The organism is Rhodococcus sp. AB351, from assembly GCF_049538275.1.
GTDB lineage: Bacteria > Actinomycetota > Actinomycetes > Mycobacteriales > Mycobacteriaceae > Rhodococcus.
This window is the reverse complement of the sequence record NZ_JBMVFW010000008.1, coordinates 135,599-143,816: the sequence shown is the minus strand read 5'-3', so window position 1 is coordinate 143,816 and position 8,218 is coordinate 135,599. Positions and strand designations below refer to the sequence as shown.

The 8,218-nt window shown below is 72.0% G+C and carries 7 protein-coding genes; 6 read left to right on the top strand and 1 reads right to left on the bottom strand.

What is annotated here, in order from left to right:
- The first annotated feature begins 15 nt into the window (after positions 1 to 15).
- The 6 genes from ACPCXD_RS17440 (at position 16) to ACPCXD_RS17415 (ending at position 7,212) form a co-directional block, all read left to right on the top strand.
- On the top strand, positions 16 to 1,011 hold the full coding sequence (locus ACPCXD_RS17440; protein WP_016695543.1) for a helix-turn-helix transcriptional regulator: 996 nt from the start codon (positions 16 to 18) through the stop codon (positions 1,009 to 1,011).
- Positions 1,008 to 2,036, top strand: coding sequence for a WYL domain-containing protein (locus ACPCXD_RS17435; RefSeq protein ID WP_160875332.1), 1,029 nt, complete (start codon positions 1,008 to 1,010; stop codon positions 2,034 to 2,036). Before ACPCXD_RS17440 ends, ACPCXD_RS17435 begins: the two co-directional genes overlap by 4 nt.
- A gap of 128 nt (positions 2,037 to 2,164) precedes the next feature.
- Positions 2,165 to 2,422 carry a Sec-independent protein translocase subunit TatA gene (tatA, locus tag ACPCXD_RS17430; RefSeq protein WP_016695541.1) on the top strand — a complete coding sequence of 86 codons (258 nt, stop codon included), beginning with the start codon at positions 2,165 to 2,167 and terminating at the stop codon, positions 2,420 to 2,422.
- Between the two features lie 104 nt (positions 2,423 to 2,526).
- Positions 2,527 to 3,465 carry a twin-arginine translocase subunit TatC gene (gene tatC, locus ACPCXD_RS17425; protein ID WP_016695540.1) on the top strand — a complete coding sequence of 313 codons (939 nt, stop codon included), beginning with the start codon at positions 2,527 to 2,529 and terminating at the stop codon, positions 3,463 to 3,465.
- Complete coding sequence (locus ACPCXD_RS17420; RefSeq protein WP_423660516.1) at positions 3,462 to 6,218, top strand: DEAD/DEAH box helicase; 2,757 nt, start codon at positions 3,462 to 3,464, stop codon at positions 6,216 to 6,218. The genes tatC and ACPCXD_RS17420 overlap by 4 nt, the downstream gene beginning before the upstream one ends.
- A 106-nt stretch (positions 6,219 to 6,324) precedes the next feature.
- Positions 6,325 to 7,212, top strand: a complete 888-nt coding sequence (locus ACPCXD_RS17415; RefSeq protein WP_145691979.1) for a DUF4333 domain-containing protein — start codon at positions 6,325 to 6,327, stop codon at positions 7,210 to 7,212.
- A gap of 10 nt (positions 7,213 to 7,222) precedes the next feature.
- On the opposite strand, the gene ACPCXD_RS17410 is transcribed toward ACPCXD_RS17415, so the two are convergent.
- A complete protein-coding gene (locus tag ACPCXD_RS17410; protein ID WP_106199606.1) occupies positions 7,223 to 8,200 on the bottom strand; it encodes a 5'-3' exonuclease in 978 nt (325 codons plus the stop codon).
- Between the last annotated feature and the right edge of the window lie 18 nt (positions 8,201 to 8,218).

The following is an 8,218-nucleotide window of genomic DNA, read 5'->3' as shown; positions in this document are numbered from 1 at the left end:
CACTAGGGTTGGCGCGTGGCGATCTCGAAAGTCGAACGGCTGGTGAACCTGGTCATCGCGCTGCTGTCCACCCGACAGTTCGTGACCGCGGAGAAGATCCGTGCCTCGGTGGCCGGCTACTCCGAATGCGCGAGCGACGAGGCGTTCAGCCGCATGTTCGAGCGGGACAAGAACGAACTGCGCGATCTCGGGGTGCCCCTCGAGACGGGCCGGCCGTCGCGGTCGTCGACGGTGGAGGGCTACCGCATCAACCGCGACGCCTACGAACTGCCCGAGATCGACCTCACCCGCGAGGAGACCGCCGCCGTGGCCGTCGCCGCGGCGCTGTGGGAATCGCCGGAGCTGACCGCCGCCGCGCAGGGCGCGGTGCTCAAGCTGCGTGCCGCCGGGATCCGTGTCGACTCCGACGGTGGGGAAGTGGTGGCGCCGCTGCCGCCGCGCGCCCGCGGTTCCGAACCGGCGTTGACGGCGTTGCTCGCCGCGATCGACGCGCGCCGCGCGGTGCGGTTCACCCACCGCAGTTCCCCCACCGAGCCGTGGTCGACGCGCACCGTCGAACCGTGGGGTGTGGTCACCGTGCACGGCCGCTGGTATCTCGTCGGCCACGACCGCGACCGCGACGCGGTGCGCACCTTCCGGCTCTCGCGCATCGGCGACGAGATCACCGCGATCGGCCCCGAGGGGGCGGTGCAGATCCCGGAGGGGGTGGATCTGCGGGGGCGCGTGCTCGCCGCGACCTCCCCGGCGGAGGTCAGCGGATCGGCGCGGCTGTGGGTGGCCGACGGGCGCGCCTGGGAGCTGCGCCGGCTCGGACAGGCCGGCGCGGCCCGGCGGATCGGCGACCGCGACGGGGTGGAACTCGAGGTGCCGGTGCGCTCGTGGGAATGGATCGCCCGGATCGTCGCCGGGCAGGGCGCGGACGCGTTGGTGCTCGACCCACCGGAGTTGCGGGCCGAGGTGCACCGCATCCTCGAACAGGCAACCACGGATGCGGGGGAGGAGGAGCGATGAGCACACGACTGTCGGCGCGACTGGGACGACTGCTCAATCTCGTGCCCTACTTCCTGGCGCACCCGGGGATCAGCGCGGCCGAGGCCGCCCGCGATCTCGGGGTCACCCCCAAGCAGGTGATGGACGATCTGAACCAGCTGTGGGTGTGCGGGCTGCCCGGCTACGGGCCCGGCGACCTGATCGATCTGTCGTTCTCCGAGGACAGCATCGTGGTGACCTTCACCGCCGGCATCGAACGCCCCCTGCGGTTGACCTCCACCGAGGCCACCGCACTGCTCGTGGCGCTGCGATCGCTGCAGGAGATGCCCGGTGTCGTCGACCCGTCCGCGGCGCAGTCGGCGATCGCGAAGATCGAGGCGGCCGCCGGGACCGCCGCGCTGCCCGCCGACACCACCACTGACACCGCCACCGCGGCGACTGCCGAGCCGGATCCGGAGGCAGCCGGGGACTCCGACGCCGCCGGACAGGTGCGGGCCGCGGTGCGCGACAGGCGCGCCGTGCACCTGACCTACTATTCGGCCTCCCGCGACACCGTCTCCGAACGCGACGTCGACCCGATCCGCATCGTCATCATCGACGAACACGCCTATCTGCAGGCCTGGTGCCGCAGCGCCGAGGGGGTGCGGCTGTTCCGCTTCGACCGCATCGACGCCGCCACCGTGCTCGACGAGCCGGCGCGCCCCCCGCACCGGGCGATCACCGACGACGAGCACCTCGAACTGTTCGAGGGCGACCCCTCGCTGCCCGCCGCACGGTTGCGCATCGCCCCGTTCTACACGTGGCTGCTCGACTACTACCCGCTCACCGACGTGCAGGTACTGCCCGACGGCAGTTGCGAGGCGTCGATGCGGTACGCGTCGCCGGGGTGGATGGCGCGGTTGCTCGTCGGTCTCGGCGCCGGGGTGCAGGTGCTCGACCCGCCCGAGTTGCGGGCGGCGGTGCGGGCGCGGGCCGAGGCGGCGCTGGCGGCCTACGCCGAGCTCGACGGGGAGAACGCGAGCCGCGGTGCGGGGCCGACACCCTGACGGCGAGAGTTGTGAAACATCTGTGTGAACCCTCTGCAAATTGTGGGTGGATACACCGGCGCGAGGCCTCGGTGTGTGCTCGAGGTCCGGTAGCATCGATCGGAGCCGATCAGTGGAGGTTGTTGTAAATGGGTGCAATGAGCCCCTGGCACTGGGCCATCGTGGCGCTGGTGGTCGTGATTCTCTTCGGTTCGAAGAAGCTGCCCGACGCCGCGCGCGGTCTCGGTCGTTCGCTCCGGATCTTCAAGAGCGAGGTCAAGGAGATGCAGAACGACGACGCCCGGGCGTCCACGCCGCAGCAGCCGGCGCCGAATCCGTTGCCGGCCGCGCAGCCGACGACCGATCCCGCCGCGCCGAACACGCACACCGAACCGCGGTCTGCCTGACCGACGTTCATCCTGCCGGGGCGCCCACCGCGGGTGTCCCGGCGTTCCGCTGACCCCGGCACGCCCGCACGCCGGTGGTCTCGACAGGAGCTGAGAACCGCACCGTGCGCATCCCGTTCGATCCGCGCCGAAGCCGGCGCAAGACCAATCCCGACGGCACCATGTCGCTGGTCGAGCACCTCTACGAATTGCGCACGCGTCTGCTGATCGCTCTCGCTGCGATCGTGCTCACCACCATCCTCGGTTTCGTCTGGTACAGCCGCAGCCTGTTCGGCCTCGAGAGTCTCGGGGAGATCCTGCGCGGCCCCTACTGCGACCTGCCCGCCTCGGCCCGCGCCGACCTGAGCAGCGACGGGGCGTGCCGTCTGCTCGCCACCGGTCCGTTCGAGCAGTTCATGTTGCGCCTGAAGGTCGCCGCCACTGCGGGCATCGTCATGGCGTGCCCGATCTGGCTGTACCAGCTGTGGGCGTTCGTCACCCCCGGCCTGTACCGCAAGGAACGCCGCTACGCGATCGGCTTCGTCACCTGCGGGGCGGCGCTGTTCGTCACCGGCGCGGTGCTGGCCTATCTGGTGATCTCCCACGCGTTGTCGTTCCTGCTCACTGTCGGCAACGACGTGCAGGTCACCGCCCTGTCGGGCGCCGAATACTTCGGCTTCCTCATCAACCTGCTGGTGATCTTCGGGGTGTCCTTCGAGATCCCGCTGGTGATCGTCGCGCTCAACGGCGTCGGGGTGCTGCCCTACGCCAAGCTCAAGGCGTGGCGGCGCGGGCTGATCATGGCGGTGTTCGTCTTCGCCGCCATCGCCACCCCCGGCCAGGATCCGTTCTCCATGCTCGCCCTGGCATTGGCGCTGACGCTGCTCGTGGAGTTCGCCATCCAGATCGCCCGGCTGACCGACCGGCGCCGCGCCCGCAAGGCCCGCGCCGAGGGCTGGGCCGATCTCGACGACGACGAGGGTTCGACGATCCCCGCCCCGAGCCCGGTGGAGCCGGCAGCGCCCACCGATCCGGCCCGCACCGACTACTCCGACACCCTGTGACCGGCGACCCCACTCCCGGCCCTGCCGGTGACGACGGGACCGGCACCGCGCCGCTCGTCCCCACCCCGCAGCTCGCGGAGTTCGGCACCGGCCTCGGGTTCCCGCTCGACCCGTTCCAGATCGAGGCGTGCCGCGCCCTCGAGAACGGGCATTCGGTGCTGGTGTGCGCCCCCACCGGCGCCGGCAAGACCGTCGTCGGTGAGTTCGCGGTGTATCTGGCACTGCAAGGCGGTTCCAAATGCTTCTACACCACCCCGATCAAGGCGCTGAGCAACCAGAAATACGCCGACCTGTGTGCCCGGCACGGCCGGGACTCGGTGGGTCTGCTCACCGGCGACCAGTCCATCAACTCCGATGCGCCGGTGGTGGTGATGACCACCGAGGTGCTGCGCAACATGATCTACGCGTCGTCCACCGCCCTGATCGGGCTCACCCACGTGGTGATGGACGAGGTGCACTTCCTCGCCGACCGGTTCCGCGGCGCGGTGTGGGAAGAGGTCATCCTGCACCTGCCCGAGGACGTGCGGCTGGCGTCGCTGTCGGCGACGGTGTCGAACGCCGAGGAGTTCGGTGACTGGATGACCACGGTGCGCGGCGACACCACCGTCGTCGTCGACGAGGTGCGGCCCATCCCGCTGCACCAGCACATGATGCTCGGCTCCCGCATCTACGACCTGTTCGACCGCCGCGCCGACACCGACACGGCCCCGACCCGGCGGCGCCGCGACATCGTCGTCAACCCGGAACTGGCGTCGGCGGTGCGGCAACGGCAGAGCCTGTCCGGGATGGACCGCTGGGGTGAACGCGGACCCCGCTTCCGGCCGCCGCCGCGCCCGGAGGTCATCGTCCGCCTCGACCGCGACGGTCTGCTGCCGGCCATCACCTTCGTGTTCAGCCGCGCCGGCTGCGACGCGGCGGTGCAGCAGTGCCTGCGCTCGGGTCTGCACCTGACCGACGAGACCGAAGCCGCGGAGATCCGCCGGATCGTCGACGAACACACCCGGGATCTGCCGCGCGGCGACCTCGAGGTCCTCGGCTACGCATCGTGGCGCACCGCCCTCGAACGCGGCATCGCCGCCCACCACGCGGGCATGTTGCCGGCCTTCCGGCACACCGTCGAAGAACTCTTCGTCCGCGGGCTGGTGCGGGCGGTGTTCGCCACCGAGACCCTCGCGCTGGGCATCAACATGCCGGCCCGCACCGTGGTGCTCGAAAAGCTCGTCAAGTTCAACGGCGACACCCACGCCGAGCTGACCCCCGGCGAGTACACGCAGCTGACCGGCCGGGCCGGGCGGCGCGGCATCGACGTCGAGGGTCACGCGGTGGTGCTGTGGCAGCCGGGCATCGAACCGGCCGCGGTCGCCGGGCTCGCCTCCACCCGCACCTTCCCGCTGCGCAGCTCGTTCCGCCCGTCCTACAACATGGCGGTCAACCTCATCGACGCCGTCGGGGTGGAGCGGTCGCGGGCGTTGCTGGAGATGTCCTTCGCCCAGTTCCAGGCCGACAAGTCGGTGGTCGGTCTCAAACGCGGCATCGACCGCAACGAGGCCACCCTCGCGCAGCTGCGCGACCAGCTCGGCGGTGAGGGCAGCGAGATCCTCGACTATCTGCGGTTGCGCGCGGAGCTGACCGACGCCGAACGCGCCCACGAGCGGCGCGGCAAGCAGGATCGCCGGGCCGCGGCGGTGGCGTCGCTGGTGACCCTGCGGCGCGGCGACATCGTCGCCGTGCCCGCCGGCAAACACACCGGCCTGGCCGTGGTGGTGCTGCCGGACACCGACGCCGGTGATCCGCGGCCGCAGGTCGTCACCGCCGACGCCTGGTCCGGTCGCCTCTCCGCCGGGGACTTTCCGACCCCGGCGACGGTGCTGGGCACGCTGCGGCTGCCGCGGCACGTCGATCACCGCACCGGCCGCGGGCGCCGCGACATCGCCTCGGCGTTGCGGTCGAAGGGCCTCGTGCCGCCGCGCCGCCCCAAGCGCAGCAAGTCCAAGGGCGACACCCGCGAGATCGACGCGTTGCGCCGCGAGCTCAAGCATCATCCGGCCTGCAAGCATCCCGATCTGGATTCGCTGGCGCGGGTCGGGGAGCGCTACCACCGGTTGCTGCGCGAGACCCAGCAGCAGCGCCGCAAGGCCTCCGCGGCGACGGATTCGTTGGCGCGCACCTTCGAGCGGATCGTCGCGCTGCTCACCGAACGCGGCTATCTCACCGAAGGTGACGATCCGGCGACCACCGAGGCGGGGGAGCGGCTCGCCCGCATCTACACCGAATCGGATCTGCTGGTCGCCGAATGCGTGCGTCGTCGTGCCTGGGCGGGACTGTCCGCCGCCGAACTCGCCGCGGTGGCCTCGGCGGTGATCTACGAGTCGCGCACCGACGAGCCGGTCACCGTCGTCGGACCGACCGGCCCGATCCGGCACGCGCTGGCCGAGACCACCCGGATCTGCGACGGCTTGCGGGCCGACGAGATCCGGCATCGGCTGCCCCCGACCCGCGAACCGGATCTGGGTTTCGTCACCGCCGCCTACACCTGGGCGTCCACCGCGTCGCTGACCGAGGCGCTCGTCGCCGCGGAGGCGGCCGGCAAGGAACTCTCGCCCGGCGATTTCGTGCGGTGGTGCCGGCAGCTGATCGATCTGCTCGACCAGATCCGCACCTGCGCGGACGATCCGGAGCTCGCCCGCACCGCCGGCAAGGCGGTCGGGGCGGTGCGTCGCGGGGTCGTCGCCGTCGATCCCACCGCCGAATGACCCGGTCCCTGCGGGGTGTCCGGGACGCCCGGTAGGCGTGGATGCCCGCGCGGCGGGTGGACGCTACCGTATGGGCACACAACGGGAAGGGTGAGTGGAGACGACGATGACCGGGCCGAACGAACCGCAGGACTCGCCGGGGCAGAGGCCGCCGGAATCGACGGATCCATGGGCACCGAACCCGACTTCCGGGGGCGGTGAGCAGCCCGGATCACCGTGGGCGCCGCCCGCCGGCCAACAGCAGTGGGGGCAGGGCAGCGGCACCGGCTGGGGGCAGTCACCCGCCGGGCAGTCGCCGTGGCAATCCGACACCGGTGCGGGTGGGAACGTCCCGCAGCCCGGGTGGGCGCCGCCCGCCGGGCAGCAGACTCCCGGGCAGCCCGGTGCCGGGCACCAGAATCAGTGGGGTGCGCCGACCGGTGCGCCGCAGCAGGGTTGGGGTCCGGCCCCGCAGCCGCCCGCGACCGGCTGGGGGCAGCCGGCACCCGGTCAACAGGCACCGGGGCAGGCACCGGGCTGGGGTCAGCAGCCGGGAGCCCAGCCGTGGGGCGCGCCCGGTCAGCAGCCGACGCAGCCCGTCCCGGGGTGGGGTGGGCAGCAGCCCGCCGGGGCGCAGCCCTGGGGTGCGCCCGCGAACACCTGGCAGCAGCCCGGTACACCGCAGCAGAACGGCCCGCAGACGGGAAAGTCGAAGCTGCCGTGGATCCTCGGCGGCGTCGGGCTCGTCGCGGTGCTCGCCCTCGTCGGGATCATCGCCGCGACGATGTTCGGCGGGAAGGTCCTCGACACCGAATCCACCCAGGCCGGCATCGCGAAGGTGCTCACCGAGTCCTACGGGGCCGGGCAGGTCGGCGACGTGCAGTGCCCGAGCGACCAGAAGGTCGAGGCCGGGCACAGCTTCACGTGCGCGGTCACCGTCGACGGCCAGTTCCGGGAGGTGACCGTCACCGTCACCGACGACAACGGCACCTACGAGGTCGGCCGCCCCAACTGACCGGACGCGGTCAGCGGTCGGCCAGGGCCGCGACCAGCGCGGACACCGGCCGTTCCAGACCCCACCGCTGCGCCAGCGCGGTGAGCTGCTCCGGATCGGCCGGTGCCGCCGGCAACACGTCCGAGCGGGACAGGTCCACGTCCGCGTCGGTGGCGACCCGCACCACCGGCAGCGCCGCATCCAGATAGTCCGCCGCAGCGGCGAGTTTGACCCGCATGCCCTTCGCCATCGACGTCGACTCGTCGAGCGCGGCCGCGCGCACCGCGTCGAGGGAGCCGTACTGCTGCAGCAACGACGCGGCGGTCTTCTCCCCGACACCCTTGACGCCCGGGAGTCCGTCCGACGGGTCGCCGCGCAGCGCCGCGAGTTCGGCGTAGGCGGCGCCGGCCCGCTCGGCGGGCACCCCGTAACGTTCGGCGACCAGCGCCGGATCGAACAACTCGGCCTTGGCCAGGCCGCGCCCGGCGTAGAGCACTCGCACCGGCACCGGGCTGTCGGTGACGACCTGCAGCAGGTCGCGGTCGCCGCTGACCACGATCACCCGGTCCGTGGTCTCGCGGGCGGCGAGGGTGCCGAGCACGTCGTCGGCCTCGAAACCGGCCGCACCGCCGGTGGCGATGCCGGCGGCGGCGAGCACCTCGAGGATCACCGGCACCTGTGGCAGCAGCGCGGGCGGGACCTCCTCGACGGTGCCGTCGGACCCGGCGGCGACCCGGTGTGCCTTGTAGCTAGGGATCGCCGCGACCCGGAAGGCCGGGCGCCAGTCCAGATCCAGGCACACCACCAGCCGGGTGGGGCGGTGGGTGCGGATCAGCGACGCCACCATGTCCACGAAACCGCGCACCGCGTTGACCGGGCTGCCGTCGGGGGCGGTGACCTTCTCCGGGATGGCGTGGAAGGCGCGGAACCACAGGCTCGCGCCGTCGAGCAGCATCAACGTGGGGTCCGGTGCGGGCGTGGGGTTCTCCGGTGCGGTCACGGACCACATCCTGCCATCCGGTCGCGG